Here is a 19518-nt window from a genome sequence, read left to right as displayed (position 1 = left end):
TCATTCTAGCGAGCGGTTCTCAGGGGAAGACAGCGGTGTTGGCTAACCAGCGGCATTTCCTACGGTTTGTCGCCCGCCATTCGGGCGAATGTTGCGCCAACCTTCCCATCGAATGCGATCGCCGGTTCGCGCAAACACGTATCGTCGCAAACAAGCCAGCCCATCGGCCGGCCCACCATCGGCAAAGTGAAGAAGGCGACCCGCAATGCCCCTCAATATCCCGACATTCGATGATGTTCTGACCGCCGCGGCGCGCCTCGCCGGATTGGCCCACCGGACGCCGGTGCTGACCTCGCGCACCTTCAACGAGCTCACCGGCGCCGAGGTGTTCTTCAAGTGCGAGAACTTCCAGCGTAGCGGCGCGTTCAAGTTCCGCGGCGCCATGAACGCGCTTCTGGCCTTGGATATTTCGGCGCGGGCGCGCGGAGTGGTGGCCTATTCTTCGGGCAATCATGCGCAGGCGCTGGCCCATGCGGCCGCGATCAAGGGCGTGAAGGCAGTCATCATCATGCCCAGGGATGCGCCCGAGCTGAAGGTGCGTGCCACCCGCGGCTATGGCGCCGAAGTGATATTCTACGACCGCTACACGGAGAATCGCGAAGAGATTGGCGGCAGGATCGCCGCCGAGCGGGGAGCCGCCCTCATTCCACCCTATGACCACCTCGATGTGATTGCCGGGCAAGGCACGGCGACACTTGAACTTATCCAGGAGGCCGGCTCACTCGATGCCCTTTATGTCTGCCTTGGCGGTGGCGGCCTGCTCGCCGGCGCCGCACTGGCGGCGGCGGAATGCGCGCCCGCCTGCCGGGTCGTCGGGGTTGAACCGGAGGCCGGCAATGATGGTCAGCAATCCCTCGCCCGGGGTGAGGTCGTCACCATCGAAGTGCCGAAATCCATCGCCGATGGCGCGGTCGTCACCCATCTGGGCGCGCATAATTTTCCTGTCATCCGCGACAAGGTTGCCGCTATCACCACGGTCAGCGACGACGCGCTCATCGAAATGATGCATTTTTCGCCGAGCGCATGAAAATCGTGGTCGAACCCACCGGTTGCCTTGCAGCGGCGGCGGTTCGCAGTGAATCGCAAAGCCTGCGAGGCCAGCGCATCGGTGTCATCGTCAGTGGCGGCAATGTGGATCTCACGCGCTTCGCCAGCTTGATCATGGCGGCCGCAGACAAAACACCTCGAGAGCAGGCCATGGCGCGCCCCGGGCCGGAGACCTTTCGCTAAGGCGCGCTCGGGCGCAGCTGGTACCGTGCGGCCCTGTATCGGTCGCCAGCGCACGGCAATGCTCGCGCGTCATGAGACGCATGGACTGCAGGCCGTTGAGCGTGATCTCAAATCGCATCCAGCCGCAACGACACCAGCTTGATGGAACGCTTGTAGATGTTGCTGGCGGCCGGAGTCGGCGGAATGCCGTCGAGATAGTCGAAGGCGATTTCGAGTGTATCGGCCTTGCCGAGAGCCGCCGGTGGAACGACGAACGAGACCGTTCGTGGTTCTTTGCCAGACAGCGTCTCCGCATGCACCCGAACACCGTTTACCGAGATCACCACCCTTTGCGTGATCTGCGGTGGACGAATGACGGCGGCCATTTGCAGCGTGGCCATCAGGCTGTCGCGGAGCGGCGGTATCTTCACGCGAAGCCGCGAGGTCTCGCCTAGCGAATGGGTGCCGTCGCCTGCCGACCCCGACCAGCCGCAGACCTTTATGCTGGCTGCCCGTTTGGCGCCGTCGCTCCGGAACGACACCGTCTGGCCAAGTGTGTAGCTGCCGGTCGCATCGCGATTGAGGCAGGTCGTCGTCTGATCGATGTAAAAGGCGCGGTAATCGGCGTTGACGTTCGGATTGAGAGCAAGCGCTAGGATGACGATCTCGGACCCGGCCAGAACTGCCGCAAGCGGGTAGCCGCCAAGCGAGGCGGCGCGCCGATACGGGGCCGGAATGTCAGACCAGGGCAAGATAGCCTCCGATCCACGCCACAGTCATCAAATAACAGGCGCCAAGGAAGAGAACCAAAGCCGCGAGCCAAATGAGCCTCGACGCCGACAACAGGACGACGAGCAACATTGTCAGAGGCGCAAGCCCAATCACATATCTGACCATCGAGGCCAGGTTGGTGATCAGCGGCAGGATGATGCAGAGCGCGCAGAAGAGTGCCGCGCCATATTGCCTGCGAGCCGCCAGACCGGCCGACAGCGCCAGCCCGGCGATCGCGGAGAGCGCGCTCCATTGCGGCGCCGTGGGCAGCCATCCGGTGGTCGGAACAGCTGACAGCCCGTCCCACAGGAAGACCAGCGGATTACCGGCCACCCGTCCGAACGCGCGCTGGATGTGCAGGAATGCAAAGCCGTCTCCGACGGTGAGGTACAGGAACAGGATGTAAGCGAACAAACCGGCAGGCGAGATGAGGACAGCGACCAGCAGATCCGGTCGGCCAAGTACCCAGCGCGGGAAAGACGGCGCCGATCCGCCCTGCTCGCGGTGCTCCCTGAACATCTGAATGACGGTCGCAAATACGACGAAGACCCCGACCAGCCTGGTCGCCGACAGCAGCGCGGATGAAACGCCCGCGGCGAGATAGCTGGAGCGCTTGAGCGCCAGAAAAACGCACGAGGTCAGCAGCACGAAAAGAGGTTCGCTGAGGAAGGTTGTGAAGTGAAAGGAGAACGGGCCGCTGAGCAGAAACGCGCAATACAGCACATAGGCCCGCATGTTGTTCTCGAGCAGCGGCCACGCCACCAGACAGGCGGCGTAGCTGCACGCAATCGAGGTGATCGTCGCGATCAGTATCGTAGGGTATGGGAAAACAAACCGGATCGCCGCCACCAGCATCGGATAGAGCGGGAAGAAGCCCCAGCGACCGACATTGCTGTGGTTTGGAATGGGAAAACGCTCATAGCCCTGTTCGCTGATGCCAACGTACCAGGCGCAATCCCACCGGCACAGCGCACGGGCATAAGCCGCAAAACCTGTTTCCTCCGACACCGAAGCAAAAGCCGCATAGCGGATGGCCAGTCCACCGATCACGAACAGCAACGGCACCGCCGCGACGGTCATGACCATGGCGCGAGCACCAGCGCTCGGACGCGCGACGTCTTCGAGCGCCAACTCTGCCTCCACCCATTCGAGTGGCTAGCGCCACTCTCCCCTCTAAATTAGCGCCGCCGGGCCAAATTCAAGATATCCCTGTCGTCGGCGGCATCATCTTCGTCCACGGATCACGAGTCTCTCAGCCAGACCAGCATCTCGCCTGGTTCGCGGTTGTCCCAGGCAAAATACGGCACGGCGGTGATTTTTGCTTCCTCAACCGCCGGCGGTTCGGTGCGATAGAGGCCGTTGTCCCAGTCTTCAAACGCCTCTTTCCTGGCAACAGCCGAAAGCGTCACGACGCCGCCCAAAAGGTTCGGCTGCTGATGCGCCTCGATCTCGGCTGCCGGCGGCAAGGCGATGCGGTGCAGCTGGCCGGCATTGTCGGTCTCCTCGACGCAATAGATCAGCGGGCCGCGGGCAAGCGCGACGCGGCCGATATCCTGCCGCACCTGCGGGTGGGCATAGAGCCGGTCGATGGCCATTTCGAGGTCGAGCTCGACCTGGTCGCCCTTGCGCCATTCGCGCCGGATCGCGGCATAGCCGTCGCTGGTGACCGCCTGCAGATCGACCGCCTCCCCGTTCACCTTGAGCGCCGCCTTGCGGCACCAGGCCGGCAGGCGCAGGTGCAAGGTAAATGTCGTCGGCGCCTCGGCCTCGATCGTGATCGAGACCGCGCCGTCCCATGGATAGTTGCTGGTCTGGCGCAGCTCCATTTGCGTTCCTGCGATATCGAAACGAGCCGTGCTGTTTCCATAGAGATGGACGGCAAGGGCATCGCCGGACAGGCCGTAGAAATAACTGCCGATCGAGGCGACCATGCGGCCGATATTGGGTGGGCAGCACGGGCAGCGATGCCATTTCCAGCGGTTGTGCTTGCCCCGGCTTTCCAGCGGATTTTCATAGAAGAACAGCGAGCCGTCGAGCGACAGGCCCGAAATCGAGCCGTTGTAGAGCGCCCGCTCCATCATGTCGGCGTAACGCGCATTGGGGCCCATGCCGAGCATGCGGCTCGCCCAGAACACCAATCCGACCGAAGCGCAGGTCTCGGCATAGGCGGTTTCGTTGGGCAGGTCGTAGTCTGATGTAAAGCCCTCATTTTGCGACGACGGTCCAAGGCCGCCAGTGATGTAGAGGTTCTTGGTGGTGAGGTCGTCCCACAGCCGGTCGAGCGCCAGCCGCAGCGTGTCGTCGCCATATTCGGTCGCGATATCGGCCATCCCGGAATAGAGATACATCGCCCTCACCGCATGGCCGACGACCTTGTCCTGCTCGCGCACCGGCTTGTGCGACTGGCTGTATTCGTAGGTCTTGAAATGATAGGCTTTTGGGTCGGCGCCGCGGGCACGCGCCTCCTCGTCGAAATAATGCGGCTCAAGGCCGCGCTGGTCGATGAAGTATTTGGCCAGGTCCATGTACTTCTGCTCGCCGGTGACCCGCGCGAGCTTGACCAGCGCCAGCTCGATCTCCTCATGGCCGCAATAGCCTTTCTTCTTGCCGGGCTCGGGGCCGAAGGTCTCGGCGATATGGTCGGCATAGCGGCACATGATGTCGAGCAGTTTGCGTTTTCCCGTCGCCTGGTAGTACGCGACCGCGCCCTCGATCAGATGGCCGGCGCAATAGAGCTCGTGGCAATCGCGCAGATTGGTCCAGCGCAGGCCGGGCTGGATGCGCTGGTACCAGCTCGACAGATAACCGTCCGGCTGCTGCAGTCTGCCGTACATGTCGATGACGGCGTCGATCTTCTTCTCCAGCGCTTCGTTGCGGCGGCGGTACAGCGAGTAGGCGGCGGTCTCGATGGTCTTGCCCCAGTCGGAGTCCCAGAACATCTGGGTCGTCACCGTCGATCCTGTGAATTCGTTGCCGGCGGTGGCTGCTTCGTCCGGCGAAGGTGAGTGGAACGGAATGACGACGCCCGGCGATGGCCGATCCGGATCGATCTGCTCGAGCATGCGCGCCTCGACACAGCGGTCATAGAGGATGCCGGCGGTCGTGGTGGCGACGGCATCGGCACGGTCGCCCCAGAAGCCGCGCACATCGACCTGCGGCACCGGCAGCGGGCGGAAGGCGCGTTTTGGCCTGCCCGACTTGCCGGTTTGGTCCAGCTCGGCAGCCGGCTTGGCGGATTGCGATGCGGTCATCAATTTACTCCGATTCGGTTCGATTGGTCACTTCACGGCCCCTGCCATGAGGCCGCGGATGTAGAAGCGCTGCAGCAGCAGGAACAGCACCAGGCATGGCACCATCATCACGGTGACCCCGGCCTGCACCGCGCCCCAGTCGATGGCGCCGAAGCGGCCCGACTGCAGTGCCGTCATCATGATCGGCAGCGTGAATTTGGACTGGTCGGTCATCAGCACCAGCGCCGCCAGAAACTCGTTCCAGGCGCCGAGGAACGCGAACAGCGCGATGGTGACGATGCCCGGCCAGACCAGCGGCAGCATCACTCGCAGCAGCATGGTGACATTGTTGGCGCCGTCCATGCGCGCCGCCTCCTCGATCTCGCGCGGCACCGCATCGAAAGCGTTGCGCATCATGAAGATCGAGAACGGCAGCTGCAGCGTGACATAGACGCAAACCAGCCCGGTCAGCGTGTTGTGCAGGCCGATCTTGGTCAGCACCAGGAAGATCGGCGTCAGGATCGACTGGAACGGGATCATGATCGTCGACAGGATAAGGACGAAGAGCAGGTTCTTCAGCGGAAAGCGGAAGCGCGAAAAACCGTAGCCGGCCAGCACGCTGACGATCACCGACAAAACCACGGTCATGACCGAGACATAGATGCTGTTTTGCGCCGGCAGCCAGAGGCCGTCGCCGAAGGTGTTGAGCGTGGCGTAGTTCTCGACCGAAAAACCCGTCGTCGGCCAGGGCGGCAGCGGCGGCTGGCGCGATTCCTGTGCCGGCTTGAAGGCCGAAAGCACGGTCCAGACGATCGGCGCCAGAAACAGCAGCGAGGCGATGATGCCCGTCGCGTGCTCGGCGATCTGCATGCCGATGCGGCGTTTGCGGCTTCGTGCCTGCGCCATCAGTCAACGCCCTCCGGTTGGCGCAGCAACCGCAGCTGGATCAGGCTGAGCGCGACCAGGATGACCAGCAGGACCATCGACAGGGCGGCGCCGTAGCCGAGCTTGAACGACACGAACGACTGGTTGAAAATCCAGTAGACGGCGGTCAGCGTCTGGTTGCGCGGTCCGCCGCGCAGGATGATGTAGAACTGGTCGAAGGCGAGCACCGAGCCGGCAACCGACAGGATCAGCGCCAGCGCCAGCGTGCGGCGCATCAGCGGCAGGGTGATGGCGCGAAACCGCGCCAGCGGCCCTGCCCCGTCGATCATCGCCGCCTCCTGCAGATCCGGCGGGATCGATTGCAGGCCGGTCATCAGGATGATCATGGTAAAACCCGCCACCTTCCAGACGACCATGGCGATGATCGACCAGAACGCCGGCTGGAACGTCGCCAGCAGGTTGACCTTCTTCTCGGTCAGGCCGAGCTCGAAGGCGGCCGGGCTGAACAGGCCGGAATCGACATTGAGCAGCCACGACCACAGCAGGCTGGCCGAGGCGAAACCGATGACGGCCGGCATGAAGAACGACGTCCGGTAGAAGCCGGTCAGCGGCCGTGGCCTTTCGATGAACAGTGCCAGCGGAAAGGCGACGACGAAGATCGCGATGGTGACGATCACCGTATAGTAGCCGGTGAATTTGAGCGCGTTCCAGAACCTGGTGTCGCGCAGGATCGCCCAGTAATTGTCGAGGCCAATGAACGAGTGCGCGCCCATCAGCGGCCAGTTGTGCAGCGACATCCACGCCGTCATGCCAAGCGGAATGATGAAGAAGACGACGACCAGCGCGACGGCCGGCGCGACATAGAGCAGGCCGACCCACTGCCGGCGGCCGGCGCCGACCAGTTTTCTGGGGCGGGCTGGGGTGGAGATGGCTGCGATGGAGGTCATGCCTGCTCTCTCGTTAGCGCTACGTCCCCCTCCCCCTTGAGGGGAGGGTCCGGCCGAAGGCCGGGGGTGGGGTCGCCTGTGCACCGCGCCGACGCAAAGAGAACGTCGAGCACTGCCGCGACGACCCCACCCGGACCTGCGGTCCGACCTCCCCTCATGGGGGAGGTAAGCCGACGCTTACTGCTGCGGCGCCGAATCGATGATCGACTGCATGGTTTCTTGCGCATTGGCGATGGCGCCATTGACGTCCTCGCCGAAGAAGACCTCGTTGACCATCTGGTTCCACGGACCGTTGGCGGAGTTGATCAGGTCGTTGAACACCACCGAATAGGGCGTGCGGCCCTTGGCCATGGCCTCGGCGGCGATCTTGTAGCGCGGGTCAAGGTCTTTCAGCGCCTCGTTGGCGATGTCGCCGCGCACCGGCAGGCTGCCGTATTTCGCCAGGATGGTCTGGCCCTCGAGCGAATAGGCGAAGTCGAGGAACTCCTTGACCACCGCGATTTTCGTGGTGCCCTTGGTGACGACGAAATTGTCGCCGCCGGCAAAGGACGACCAGCCGCCATCCTTGCCCGGCAGGAAGGTGACGCCGTAGTCGATGTCCGGGTATTGCGTGTTCAGCGCGCCGATGGCGAAGGCGCCGGACGGCGAGATGCCGATATTGCCGGCGGCAAACGCCGCAAAGAAGTTGGAGCCGGTATCGGTCTGCGCGCCTGCCGGCACCAGGTCCTTCTTGACCATCGACCGATAAAGATCGATGGCGCCGCGCAGCTGCGGGCTGTCGAGCGTCGCCTTCGAGCCGTCCTCGGTGAGGATGTCGCCGCCCGAGGCCCAGATCAGCGGCGTGAAGGTGAAGATGTTGCAGCCGCCGCAATTGCCGGAGAAATAGAAGCCTTTGATATCGCCGCCGAGCGCGTTGACCTTTTCGGCATAGGCTTCGATCTCGGCCCAGTTGGTCGGGCCCTTTTCGGGGTCGAGGCCGGCCTGCTTGAACAGTTTTTTGTTCCAGATCAGCACCGAGCTATCGGCGGAGAACGGCAGCCCGTAGATGCGGTCCTTATAGGTACCGGTTTTGACGTGCGCCGGCGACAGGCTGTTGAAATAGGGCAGCGATTTCGCCCAGTCGGTGATGTCCTCCAACTGGCCGGCGGCGGCGAAGGACGGCGTGTAGATCAGGTCGAGCGACAGCGCATCGGGCGCCGTGCCGCCGGCGGCGGCAGCGCCGTATTTCGGGATGATCTCGGCATTGGGGATGATGTCCAGCTTGATCTGGTTCTCATGTCCCTTGTTGAAGGCATCGACGATGCGCGGCATGAAGTTCGAGCCGTCGGCGCGAACCCAGATGTTCGCGGTCTCGGCGGCGGCGGACGGCCCGACCGCTGCCAGCGTGGAAAAAATGCTCGCGGCAAAAGCGAGCCTGGCAATCGTAGTTTTCATGGTTCTCCTCCTCATTTTTTTCTCCTCATTCGGCAGCGCTGCCCTGCAGGCGCGCGCGACCTTTTGCCTTGATGCATGTCGTGATCCCAAAACCGCTGCGCACTTTTGGGCGACATGCATAGTCTCAGCCGCCCAGTGGACGGCCGCATGACTGACGCACCACCAGCCGGCACGGCAGTTTTCTTATGCCCGGCTCGGCGGGTTCGCCGCCGACGAGCGAAAGCAAGGTAAGACCGGCCTCGCGCCCGAGTGCCGCCAGGTTCATGTCGACGGAGGTCAGCGGCGGGCGGGTTGCCTCGGCGACGATCTGCCAATTGTCGAAACCGATGACGCCGACATCGTCCGGCACATCCAGCCCGCGCTCGCGCAGCGCGTCGATGACGCCGCGCGCGATCTGGTCGTTGCCGCAAAACACGGCATCGGGCTTTTCGCCCCCGCGCTTCGACAGCTTACCGTCGAAAAGCGTCTTCACCGCCTCGTGACCCCACGCTTCCGACCACGATCCGAGCAATGGTTCCATGACCGGCAAGCCTTTCTCGGTCAGCACGTCACGATAGGCCTGTGCCCGCGCGTGCACCACCGCAAAACTCGCCGGCCCGCTGACATGGGCGATGCGGCGCCGCCCGAGCCGGCAAAAATGCTCGACCGCTAGCCGCGCACCGCCGGCGTCGTCAGAGACAAAGGCGATGGCGCCCGGATCGGGCTGGGTGAAGGCGTAAATCACGGGAACGCCGAGATTGGAGAGGTCAACCGGCAGATGACGGTCGATGCGCTTGCCGGTGGCGATGATGCCGTCGACGCGCTTGTCGAGCATGGCATCGACATGCAGCTGGCTGAGGCGCTGATCATCCTCGACATTGCACAAAAACACCGAGACGCCCTTGTCGACCAGCGCATCCGAAATGCCCGACATGACCGGCAGCGAAAAGCGGCCATAAGTATCGTTGGTCAACAGGCCGACGGTAAAGGAACGCCGGCGCAACAGGCTCTGCGCCAGGCTGTTCGGGCGAAAGCCCAGCCGCTGCGCCGTCGCGCGAATGCGCTCGCGCGTCTCGGCGGTCATCCGCCCCTGCCCGTTGAGCGCTTTTGAGGCGGTGGCGACGCTGACGCCGGCAAGTGCGGCCACCTCACGCAGGGTGACGGGGGTCTTGGCGGAGACAGGCGTTGGCTGGGTGTCGGATGGCATGTTGAGTGGTGAATTCCTTAGTTGGGAAAAGGTTTTCTCTTTTCGCCCTGCGAGGCGCCGGCTGGTGAGGTCAGCGAGCGCGGGGGCGATTTGGGAAAAGGTTTTCTCAGAGAAGATTAGGGGAAGGATGGGGGAATGGCAAGAGGGATAGATTGGTTTTGGGCGTGTCTGCTAGGTGCCGTGATCTACAACCGCGTTGCGCCCATAATAAACGTTCCGGTTGTTACGGCGAATTCACAAAAGCCGACATCTGGAGCAATGGCCAAACGACGCCTTTGTCGAGCTAGCGCCGACATTTCCGCGCTGCTAGCCCGGCGTGCCCCCACTGCGCGCCTCAGATCGGCTTAAACATGCTTTCAGCCGCATCTGACTTCAGCCTGGCCCAGAACTCCATGGCATACCGATCGGTCATGCCGGCGACATAGTCGCACACCGTGCGCGCCCGGCGCGGATCGTCAATGTCGAACTGTGAGAATTGATGGCGCACATCTTCCGGCATCAACAGCTCACCTCGGTCACCCATCAGAGCCTGGAAGATGTCGTCGACCAACTGAAAGCCGCGGTACTCGCCAAGCTTCACCCTGGCGCTGAAGATCGTCGAAAGAAAAGTGTACTGTTTGAGAACCTCGACCTTTACGGCCAGATCTCCTTCGATCCATGCACGTGACAGTGCCGGCTGCTGCTCGTTGTATTCGAAATTTACCCCCGCGATCATCTCATGGACAAGCTGGCTTGAAAGCTTTGTACGGCGGCGGCTATCCTCAGCTATCGCCTTAGAGGTAGCATATGTGCGGGCGAAAGCGGTGACAGGATCACTCTTTTCCTCTTCGCCGCCGCCCTCCAAGTCTTCAAAGACTTTCGCGAAGACGCCGTAGATATCTACAGCTGTTACCTCGCACCCGAGTTCCTCCGTGACCTTCTCCGCGACTTTTTCCAGCAGCGCTTCGTTCGACGCCAAAATGCCTGCCGGCGTAAGGAAGCCTGCCTTTAAGCTGTCTTCCAAGTCGTATACGGAATACGCGAAGTCATCCGCCAGATCCATGATCTGGCATTCGATCGTCTTGAACTTCTCTTCAGCCCCCAACACACCGCCGCGCAGCACCGCGCACTTCACCGCGTCTACGATCGGCCTTTCTGAACCGTAATACCCCTTCTTGACCTTGGTACCTTCATCGCGTTCCAGAGGGATTTCGTTGTCGTATTTCAGGATCGCTGCCAGAGTGCGGTTGCATAGGTTCATACCCGCCCGCACATCGCCCCCGACCGGCCCCGCATACAATGTCTTCTTTTCCAAGCGAGCCAGAATTCGGAGGGTTTGGGCATTCCCTTCAAATCCCCCCCATCGGAGCATGGCGGCATCCAGCGCCCTCTCGCCGTTGTGGCCGAATGGAGGATGCCCAATGTCGTGGACCAACCCTGCGATCATGCATATTCGGCTGTTGATCTCTCGATCTTTGTCGAGATTCCAATCCACGTTGATACGGTCAGCAATGCCTTCCGCGATTTGCGCAACCTCTAGCGAATGCGTAAGGCGATTTCTGAAGAAATCAGACTCGTGACCAGGAAAGACTTGGGTCTTACCCTGTTGCCGCCTAAAGCTCGCACTATGAATAACCCGCCCGTAGTCCCGCATGACTTCCGGTCGGTATTTGGTCGCCTGACTATCGATCCCCGGCACCTGCCGATCATAGTCAGCATCGACATACATCATAGCACTATCTCCCCTGGTGCTGGCCAGTGGCTTTCTGTTTCTCTTCTTCTTTTCTCTTTTCTGCTTCTTGGCGGTCTTTTTCTCGTTTGATCTTGAGAGCCTGCTCCAACGCTTGGAATCGGCCTTCCGCTTCGCGCCTTGCTTCGACTACTGCTGCATATGCCATTTTATGACCTTCCTCAGAAAAGCTTGCTTGGCCCACTTGAGAACCGAGATCCTCAAGATAACACACTTCGTTCTCGTTTCGTTCGAGAATCTCACGTTTGGTCCGGAGTTTGCCTGGATCGTATGCGCGTCGGAATCGCGGCCTTGCGGACGACATCCGCAATATGACTCGTCAGTCCCACGTCACCATCAAGGATGATCCCGCAATTTCCACGCATGTTTGAGACCAGTTCGCGCAACAATTCCAATCCATTCGAAACGCGGAAGGTGACCCATTCCTCCGGGTCGCCGGGCACAATGACCACACCACTGCTGGTGCTGGCTCCGCGGTGAAGTTGGAGCACCCATAGTTTCGCACCGTCATAGGCCCACTCGAAGCGGACCGCTCCCAATGCCGAGTGAAGCCGAGCGTGCGCCGTGGAAACGGCTTGAGTCACGCTTAACGGCAATTTCTGCGGAGACACTGAACCCGACATGAAAACGTCACCGAACCCTGCGATCCCTTCAGTGACCAACTCGCCGTCGACGCGTTCTATCGAAGCCCCGGACCATAGGGCTGGGACTGACTGCTGGCTCAATACAGATGCAAGAGCAGAATGGTCGGGATCTTCTTGGCGCAACAGCCGGAAGGGGTCGATCCAACCGTACGCCGTTGTGAATTTTCCCGGCACCTGTTCTGATGGACTAGTCCTTATCCAGCGCTCTCCCGAGCCGGTGTCAATTCCGAAAGTGAAGGGTGCTACACGGCGCGCAATTACGGTAGTCGCCGGCACCGGCAAACCGATGGTGTGCGCGACCAGCAGACCATACACCTTGTCCCCAACCATCCTGCTGAAGTTGTTGGGCCAAGTAGGTCCAGATGGCGGGGAAATATCCGAAAGCTCGCCATACTCCCAATGGACAACATGCTGTTGCCGCCAACCGCGCCTTTTTGGATGCAGACTGAACTCGAGGCGCCCATGCAGACCTGCATCAATCATAGGGTCAAATCCATAGACGGTCTGCAGAATCGACTTGGCCCAAGCATGCGGTAGCGAGGCGAAACCGGCTTTCTCGACGCCGCGAGGCGTGACATCCGGACCGAACTCGACCAAATCTCCCATGGCGACGCCGGACACCCCACCATCCGAGACATCGATAGTCTCATTCAGGATGGTGAATTCTCCCTCAGCCGACAACCGACGCAGAGCGGCCGAGACCTCATCCCGGGAGCGTAGTCCATACAGGAACTGGCGGCTTTGAGACTGAGATTCGTTGTAGCTGCGGATGTTCAGTGAGCCTTCACCTGAGTGAAGGAACATGGCATCGACAGCCTCGCCCAGAGTGGCGAATTCGGTATTGGGACCATAGCCTATCACGCGGCTGTACTGCTGCTTAGGCGCACCCGCTGAAGGGGCAAAACTCACGAACTGCGCTACATTGAAACTCTGCGCCAAGCGGTCAAGCGTCGCGTCCTTGCGGAAGTCAGAGGCGTAGCCAGTATTCTTCTCTTTTGATCTCATCAGCAACCGGTTGGACCTCCTAGAATCGGAGGGCGGTAGGAGGCAGGATAAGCGTTGACCCTATATAGTTCGTTGAAATCAACAAAGGAAGGAAACGCGATTTACGTGTGAACAAGCCTGCGAAGCAGCAAGCGGGACGCCGGAGCCACACCGGCCTTGTACTTCAGCTGGCAAATGGCTGAATTCCGACGACGGTAGGAAGCGCATGTGCGACTCGGAAGCATGGTAGGCGATTTCCTGCCAGCACTAGCATATTGAGGCACGCTGCTCCGTTCGAAAGTGATGATGGTTTTCGATTCCATCTGACATTGTTGTGGCAGAGGAGACCGGAGACGACAGCTTCTCACGACTTGAGCCGAAAGCTACCAGTCCGCTTCCGGGTCAAAGCGGCCATCGCGGACAAACAAGCACCGACCGCCCACCACCTCTTCGCGCTTCTCCTGCCGGTTGGGTTCGCACCGGGCACCAGGTCGACTGAGATTGACGCTCGTGTCTGACATCGACCAAAAAACAACAAAGCTCCGCGCTATTTTTACCAAGCTGTCGCAAAAGGCCCGTGCGGTCCGTCCTCGAACAGAAGGGAGAGCGCCATGCGAAAACTCATCGTCACCGAATTCATCAGCGTCGATGGCATCGCCGAGGTCGAGAGGCTGCCTGGCGTGACCTGGAACGATGAAATGCAAAGGTTCAAGGAGGATGAGCTTGCCGACAGCGGCGCCATGCTTTTGGGGCGCACGACCTATGAGATTTTTGCCGGCTCATGGCCCAAGGAAACCGGAGATTTCGCCGACCGGTTCAACGCGCTGCCGAAATATGTCGCGTCGACGAGCTTGAAGGCGCTCGACTGGAAACCGGCCGAGCTGCTGAAGGGCGCATTGCCGCAAGCGGTCAGGCAACTGAAGCAAGGCAGCGGCGGCAACATCTATGTGCATGGCAGCCTCAGCGTCGCGCAGGAATTGCTGCGCCATAACCTGGTCGACCGCGTCAGGTTGCTCAGCTACCCCAGCGCCGTCGGCCAGGGCAAGCCGCTGTTCCCGTCCGGCGAGCAGGTGCCGCTCGAGCTGATCTCGGCCACGCAATTCAGCAACGGCGTGGTGGCGCTCGAGTATGCGGCTGTGGTTGCGAAGTCGTGATGAGCGAGCGCCGATGTCGGCCAATCTCCCCACTCGTGGGGAACTCGTGGGGGAGATGCCCGGCAGGGCAGAGGGGGCGCGAAAGAACGCAAGCATTTGAGTTTTAGCTGCCGTAACGGCGCAGTTGCGATTTAGGTTGGCGGGACAGAGCCCCCTCTGGCCTGCCGGCCATCTCCCCCACAAGGGGGAGATCGGCAGCTTCAGCCTACGACGCGCTACTGGACGGCTCGCTGAAGCCCGGCGGAGCGCGAGCTTTCGCTGCGGCTAGGCGTGTCGCGACCGCTACTGCGAGAGGCGCTGCGCTCGCTTGCCATGCTCGGCTTTCCTGGACATCCGCCACGGCAGGGGCCGCCGCCGTCGCGCTCGCGCGCGCCATCAGGGCCTGCCACAGCCTCGGTAGGCTACCGCGAGACTGTGACAGCGGCTCGGTTGGACAATTCACGACACAGTTTGCAGTACCTATAAAGTGCCAAGCGGCATCAGGCGCCGCCCATATAGATGTCCATGATCTGTCGGTCGTTGCGGACATCTCCGGGCGTGCCTTCGAAGCGCTTTTCTCCGGCGGCCAGGATATAGAGCCGGTCGGCGATCGGCATGGCCTCGCGAATATTCTGCTCGACCATGAGAATGCCGATGCCACGCGCGGTCAGCACCTTGATGCGCTCCAGCGTCTCGCTCACCATGGCCGGCGAAAGGCCGGCGGACGGTTCGTCGAGCAGAATGAAACGCGGTTCCGACACCAGCGCGCGCGCCAGCGCCAGCATCGCCTGTTCGCCGCCTGAAAGGGCTCCGGCCGTGGTCTTGCGCCGCCGCGCCAGCGATGGATATTGGTCGACCAGAGCCTCAATGCGCCTGTCCACCAGCTTCCGGTCGGCAATGGCGTAGCCGCCCATGCGCAGATTTTCCATCACCGTCAGCCGTGGAAACACGCCGCCGCCCTGCGGCATCAGCACCAGGCCCTGGCGCACGACTTCATGAACCGGCAAATTGCCGATCGTTTCGCCGCCAAGCCCGATTGTGCCGCCCCATACCGGCAGCGCGCCGGCGATCGCTTTCAGCAAGGTCGACTTCCCGCAGCCATTGGGGCCGAAGATGCAGGTGATCTTGCCGGCTTCCGCGACAAGGGAGACGCCATGGACGATCTCCTGCTTGCCGTAGCCCGCAACGACGCTGTCTGCGACCAACGTGCTCATTGCGGACGCCCTAGATAGGTCTGCATGACTTCGGAATTTTGCACGATGTCCTCGAACGCGCCGCTGGTCACCACCCGCCCTGAATCCATGACGATGATGCGGTCGCAGACATTGCGCACCATTTCCATGTCATGCTCGATGACGAAGAAGCTGGTTCCCTGCTCGCGCAGCCTGGCGATCGCTTCCAGGATGATCTTGCGGATGTTGGGGTGGACGCCGGCCGTCACCTCGTCGAGCAGGATGAGGGACGCCTGGCGCATGATCACGCGGCCGAATTCGAGCAGTTTCTGCTGGCCGCCGGACAAGTCGGACGCGCGGTTGTTGGCGACCGGTTCGAGATGCAACAGCGCCAGCGTCTCGTCCGCCCGCTGGTGCGCGCCATGCCAATTACCCTCAGCAGCCGCGGCCAGAAGGTTCCCACTGACTGTCATGTTCTCGAACAACGCCGGGATCTGAAAGGTGCGCGCGAGGCCGAGGCGGGCTATCGTATAGGCCTTTTTGCCACCGATCTCATGGCCGTCGAACAGGATCTGCCCGCGATCGGGCGTCTCCATGCCAGCCACGAGGTTGAACAGGGTCGATTTGCCCGAGCCGTTGGGGCCGATGAGGCCGGCGATCTCGCCGCGTCCGACCTCCAGGTCGACGCCGGCGGCTGCCTGGATGCCGCCGAAATGCTTGTGCACGTCGCGAACGAAGAGGATGGGCTGGTCGCCTGGCGCGGGCGCTTGCGCCGTCATGCTCACGAGCGTCCTCCCTGGCGGGAGCCGAGCACCGTGTCGAGCACGCTGCCTGATTTCCCGCTTCGCCGCGCAAACAGGCCGACGATGCCGTTGGGCAGGAACAGCACCACCAGGATGATGGCGGCGCCGAGAATGGCGATATAGAAGGCGGTATCGCCATAGTACATCCAGATAAGCCGGTTGACGAAGAACAGCGCGACGCCGCCGATGGCCGGCCCCCACAGGCTGCCGAGCCCGCCGAGCAGGACCATGACGACCATCTGGTCGGTGATGTCGCCGCCGAACACGCTCTTTGGATTGATGAAGGTCACCCAGTAGGCGAAAATACTGCCGAACACGGAGGCGACGACGGCGCTGAGCATGAAGGTCTGCAACTTGACCAGCGAGGTGTTGATGCCCATGGCTTCGGCCGCCGGTTCGTGATCCCGTAAGGCCTTGACCTTCAAGCCGAAGCGGGAGCGCTCGAACAGCGACCAGGTGAGGAAATAGGTCAGGACGGCGGCCGCGAACATGGCGAAGTAGAAGAAGCGCTCGTTGAGGAAGGGAGGCAGGCCGATACCGCCGGTTCCGCCGGTGAAATCGACGACGGTGGCGAACTGCATGAGCACTTCGGCGAAGGCCCAGGTGGCGATGGCGAAATAAGCGCCGCGCAGCCGCAATGTCGGCGCGCCGATGACGACCGCAAACAGGGCTGTGACGATCATGCCGATGGGAATGGTTGCGAGGAACGGCACAGCGAAATCCGCGCCCATCAGGATGGCGGTGGCGTAGGCGCCGATGCCGAAGAAGGCCGAATGGCCGAAATTGATGTAGCCGGCATAGCCGCCTAGCATGTTCCAGGAACAGGCGAGCCCCGCCCACATCAGCGCGCCGGTGGCGATGCGCAGCCAGTAATTGTTGACCAGCACCGGCAGCAACGCCAGCACGACGAGGATGACGACGAGGAGAAGCGGGCCGGCCCAACGATTTTTCATGATCTGGGCCATCTCACAGTCCGCGCCGCAGGATGCCGCGCGGGGAAATCAACAGGACAAGGAAGAGCGTTGCGAAGATCGCGAGATGCGAGTAGCTGGCTCCGCCATAAGTCGCGACAAAGGCTTCGATGACGCCCAGAAGCAGGGCCGCCACAAGCGCGCCGCCCAGCGAGCCCAGCCCTGCCAGCACGGCGACGAAGAAGGCGAACAGCGTATAGCGCAGGCCGATCTCCGGATTGACCGAATAGATGCCTCCCATCAGAACGCCCGACATCGCCGTGATCCCCGCGTAGAGCCCGTAAACATTGGCGCTGAGACGCCGGATGTTGACCCCCATCAAGGCGGCGTTCTGGCGATTTTCGGCCGTCGCCCGGATCGCCAGCCCGTAGCGCGTGCGAAAGAGAAAGAAAAACAGCCCGCCGGCGATGAGTACCGCGAACGCCGCCGCCGCCACCCGGATCAGGGGCACCGTGACCGGGCCGATCATGATGCTGTGACCGCTAAGCGCCGTCGGCACGCTATGCGTATTGAAACCCCAGACGGTCAGCATTCCGCCGCGCAGCAAGGTGAAGATGCCGAAGGTCAGCGCAAGCGCCATCAGTTCGGGTCGCGCCGTGCGGCTGTTTCGAACATTGTAGATCATCGGCCCCATGAGATAGCCGATCGCGCCGAACAGGACGAAGGCCATCGGCATGGCGAGGAACCCGTCTATGCCGAGAAAGGCCGCCATGTAGTAGGCGAAGTAGCCGCCGAGCACGACCCACGCGCCGACCGCAAAGTCGATGACATGGAGCACGCCGAAGGTCAGTTGGAAGGCGATCGAAAACGTGGCGATGACACCGCCTATCAGTAGGCCGTTGAGCAGGGTTTGAAGAAAAAGATCCAATGGCAAACCTGTCCGTCAGTCCAAAAAGTCCGCAACATGCTTTTGGCGCGAGTGTGAATAGACGCCCGCAGTATAAAGCCCAACCTACATCCTGGCCTTTGGAAGAGCCGGCCGTCATCATGCTGCCCGCTGGCGTAGCAGGCGACGGCGAATAGCGACTCCGCCCGGCCTCAAATCGCGATTATTTCCAGGCCGGCAACGGGTAGATGAACTCGGCCGCGGCCGCTTCCTTCGGGCCGACAGCGACGGTCTTTCCATCCTGGATCTGGATCATGACTGGCACCGGCTGGATGTTGTCGTGATAGTGGTCGCCTTCCTTCTCGAACTTGATCGGTCCGTAGAAAGTCGTGATGTCGGTGTCGGCGATGGCGTCCTTGAGGGCGACGCGGTCCTCGGGGGTGAGCGAAGGCTTCTTGCCCAGTCGCTTGGCGGCGTCGGCGAAGACGAGGCCGCTGGCCGAGCAGGCGGCTTCCGTGTAGTCGGGCTCATGGCCGAACTTTGCCTGGGCCCGCGCGACATAGTCCTGTGCGGTGCCGAACAGGTCGTCCTTGTAGGGTACCGTAGGCAGCCATACGGCGACGCCGGAGGTGCCGTTCGCATCGGCGCCGAGCGCTTCGGCGAAGGCCGGATTGGTCACGCCGTAATGCATGATCAAGGCCTTCGGCCGATAATTCAGCGATTTCGACGTCTTGATCACATTTATCAGCGGCTCTTCATGCCCGCCCACCGCGACGATGTCAGGGTTGAGGGCGGCGATTTTGGACATTACGGGGGTGAGATCGCCGGAAGCTGGAACGAGCTCGTAGGCGACGACTTCGAGCCCCGCTTCCTTGGCGCCCCGCTGGAAGCCTTCGCCGGTCTCCTTCGAAAAGGGTTCGTTGACGCCGATCACCGCGATCGTCTTCGCCTTCGGGTTTGACAGCGCCACCAGCACGCCCAGCGACTGGCCGGATGTCGTGTCGACGGAAGGGATGATGCCGAAATTGAATTCGGGCTTGGCCAACCAGACATTGGGCGACTCGGCCGAGCCCGAAATCATCGGCACCTGGTATTTCTGGCAGATCGGCTGAACGGCGATTGTCGAGCCACTGGTGTAGGGGCCGAGCAGGAAATCAACCTCGTTCTGCACGATCAGCCGTTCGGCGGCGTCGGCGCCGGTGGCCGGATTGCTCTGGTCGTCGCCATAGAACATCTCGACCATGAAACGCTCGCCGCCGACCTCGACGCCGCCCTTCTCGTTGGCCGCTTCGGCCCAGAGATCGTAACCGTTCTTGGTCAAATTGCCGCCCGAAATATTCTCGCCCGACAGAGACGTGATGACGCCGGCCTTGAAAGTCGCCGCCTGGGCGCGCGCGGTCCGCACGAACGGCATCGATATCGTGCCGCTGGCAAGCGCCAGGGCGCTGCCGCCGAGAAACGTGCGTCGAGAAAAGCTTACGTCCTTCTTTGGCATGATGGTCCTCCCGCATTCGTTCCTAAAGTTGCAGGATATGTCCGCACACCGCACAAATCTACTGCAAACGCTCGCTGCAGCTCTCTGAAAATCCATAGT

The 19518-nt window shown here is 61.8% G+C and carries 16 protein-coding genes and 2 pseudogenes; 3 read left to right on the top strand and 15 right to left on the bottom strand.

From position 1 onward, the window contains the following. Nucleotides 1–205: 205 nt before the first annotated feature. A pseudogene (locus tag AC0L28_RS23170) lies at nt 206–1230 on the top strand (threo-3-hydroxy-L-aspartate ammonia-lyase). A 107-nt stretch (nt 1231–1337) separates the two neighbouring features. On the opposite strand, the gene AC0L28_RS23165 reads toward AC0L28_RS23170, so the two are convergent. The 10 genes from AC0L28_RS23165 to AC0L28_RS23120 form a co-directional block, all read right to left on the bottom strand. Further along, a complete protein-coding gene (locus AC0L28_RS23165) occupies nt 1338–1961 on the bottom strand; it encodes a hypothetical protein (RefSeq protein WP_473480407.1) in 624 nt (207 codons plus the stop codon). Beyond that, entirely contained in the window at nt 1948–3111 is a 1164-nt protein-coding gene (locus AC0L28_RS23160) for a hypothetical protein (protein ID WP_473480405.1), read from the bottom strand. Before AC0L28_RS23160 ends, AC0L28_RS23165 begins: the two co-directional genes overlap by 14 nt. Nucleotides 3112–3221: 110 nt before the next feature. Beyond that, complete coding sequence (locus AC0L28_RS23155) at nt 3222–5231, bottom strand: glycoside hydrolase family 127 protein (protein WP_473480403.1); 2010 nt, start codon at nt 5229–5231, stop codon at nt 3222–3224. Between the two features lie 27 nt (nt 5232–5258). Beyond that, complete coding sequence (locus AC0L28_RS23150; RefSeq protein ID WP_023802294.1) at nt 5259–6116, bottom strand: carbohydrate ABC transporter permease; 858 nt, start codon at nt 6114–6116, stop codon at nt 5259–5261. After that, on the bottom strand, nt 6116–7042 hold the full coding sequence (locus AC0L28_RS23145; protein ID WP_287055496.1) for a carbohydrate ABC transporter permease: 927 nt from the start codon (nt 7040–7042) through the stop codon (nt 6116–6118). The genes AC0L28_RS23150 and AC0L28_RS23145 overlap by 1 nt, the downstream gene beginning before the upstream one ends. A gap of 177 nt (nt 7043–7219) precedes the next feature. Further along, nucleotides 7220–8476 (bottom strand): ABC transporter substrate-binding protein, encoded by a 1257-nt coding sequence (locus AC0L28_RS23140; protein WP_473480400.1) that lies wholly within the window; start codon nt 8474–8476, stop codon nt 7220–7222. A gap of 124 nt (nt 8477–8600) precedes the next feature. Then, nucleotides 8601–9662 (bottom strand): LacI family DNA-binding transcriptional regulator, encoded by a 1062-nt coding sequence (locus tag AC0L28_RS23135; RefSeq protein ID WP_473480398.1) that lies wholly within the window; start codon nt 9660–9662, stop codon nt 8601–8603. A 334-nt stretch (nt 9663–9996) separates the two neighbouring features. Further along, entirely contained in the window at nt 9997–11373 is a 1377-nt protein-coding gene (gene dgt / locus AC0L28_RS23130; protein WP_473480396.1) for a dGTP triphosphohydrolase, read from the bottom strand. Between the two features lie 4 nt (nt 11374–11377). Continuing rightward, nucleotides 11378–11605, bottom strand: a complete 228-nt coding sequence (locus tag AC0L28_RS23125) for a hypothetical protein (protein WP_473480394.1) — start codon at nt 11603–11605, stop codon at nt 11378–11380. A 25-nt stretch (nt 11606–11630) separates the two neighbouring features. Then, nucleotides 11631–13040 (bottom strand): hypothetical protein, encoded by a 1410-nt coding sequence (locus AC0L28_RS23120; RefSeq protein ID WP_473480491.1) that lies wholly within the window; start codon nt 13038–13040, stop codon nt 11631–11633. 590 nt (nt 13041–13630) lie between these two features. On the opposite strand from AC0L28_RS23120, the gene AC0L28_RS23115 reads away from it, so the two are divergent. Together AC0L28_RS23115 and AC0L28_RS23110 are read left to right on the top strand one after the other, a co-directional pair. Further along, nucleotides 13631–14173 (top strand): dihydrofolate reductase family protein, encoded by a 543-nt coding sequence (locus AC0L28_RS23115; protein ID WP_473480392.1) that lies wholly within the window; start codon nt 13631–13633, stop codon nt 14171–14173. A 243-nt stretch (nt 14174–14416) separates the two neighbouring features. Then, nucleotides 14417–14522 (top strand): annotated as a pseudogene (locus tag AC0L28_RS23110) (GntR family transcriptional regulator); the annotation flags it as partial. 130 nt (nt 14523–14652) lie between these two features. Here the strand turns inward: AC0L28_RS23110 and AC0L28_RS23105 are convergent. The 5 genes from AC0L28_RS23105 to AC0L28_RS23085 form a co-directional block, all read right to left on the bottom strand. Continuing rightward, nucleotides 14653–15366, bottom strand: a complete 714-nt coding sequence (locus tag AC0L28_RS23105; RefSeq protein WP_027156099.1) for an ABC transporter ATP-binding protein — start codon at nt 15364–15366, stop codon at nt 14653–14655. After that, on the bottom strand, nt 15363–16103 hold the full coding sequence (locus tag AC0L28_RS23100) for an ABC transporter ATP-binding protein (protein ID WP_473480489.1): 741 nt from the start codon (nt 16101–16103) through the stop codon (nt 15363–15365). The genes AC0L28_RS23105 and AC0L28_RS23100 overlap by 4 nt, the downstream gene beginning before the upstream one ends. A 2-nt stretch (nt 16104–16105) precedes the next feature. Next, a complete protein-coding gene (locus AC0L28_RS23095; RefSeq protein ID WP_473480390.1) occupies nt 16106–17080 on the bottom strand; it encodes a branched-chain amino acid ABC transporter permease in 975 nt (324 codons plus the stop codon). A 13-nt stretch (nt 17081–17093) separates the two neighbouring features. Continuing rightward, a complete protein-coding gene (locus AC0L28_RS23090) occupies nt 17094–17966 on the bottom strand; it encodes a branched-chain amino acid ABC transporter permease (RefSeq protein WP_128176818.1) in 873 nt (290 codons plus the stop codon). Nucleotides 17967–18147: 181 nt separating this feature from the next. Beyond that, complete coding sequence (locus AC0L28_RS23085) at nt 18148–19419, bottom strand: amino acid ABC transporter substrate-binding protein (protein ID WP_128176816.1); 1272 nt, start codon at nt 19417–19419, stop codon at nt 18148–18150. Nucleotides 19420–19518: the final 99 nt, after the last annotated feature.

It is taken from the genome of Mesorhizobium sp. WSM4847 (assembly GCF_055811335.1).
This window is presented reverse-complemented; position numbering and strand designations above follow the sequence as displayed.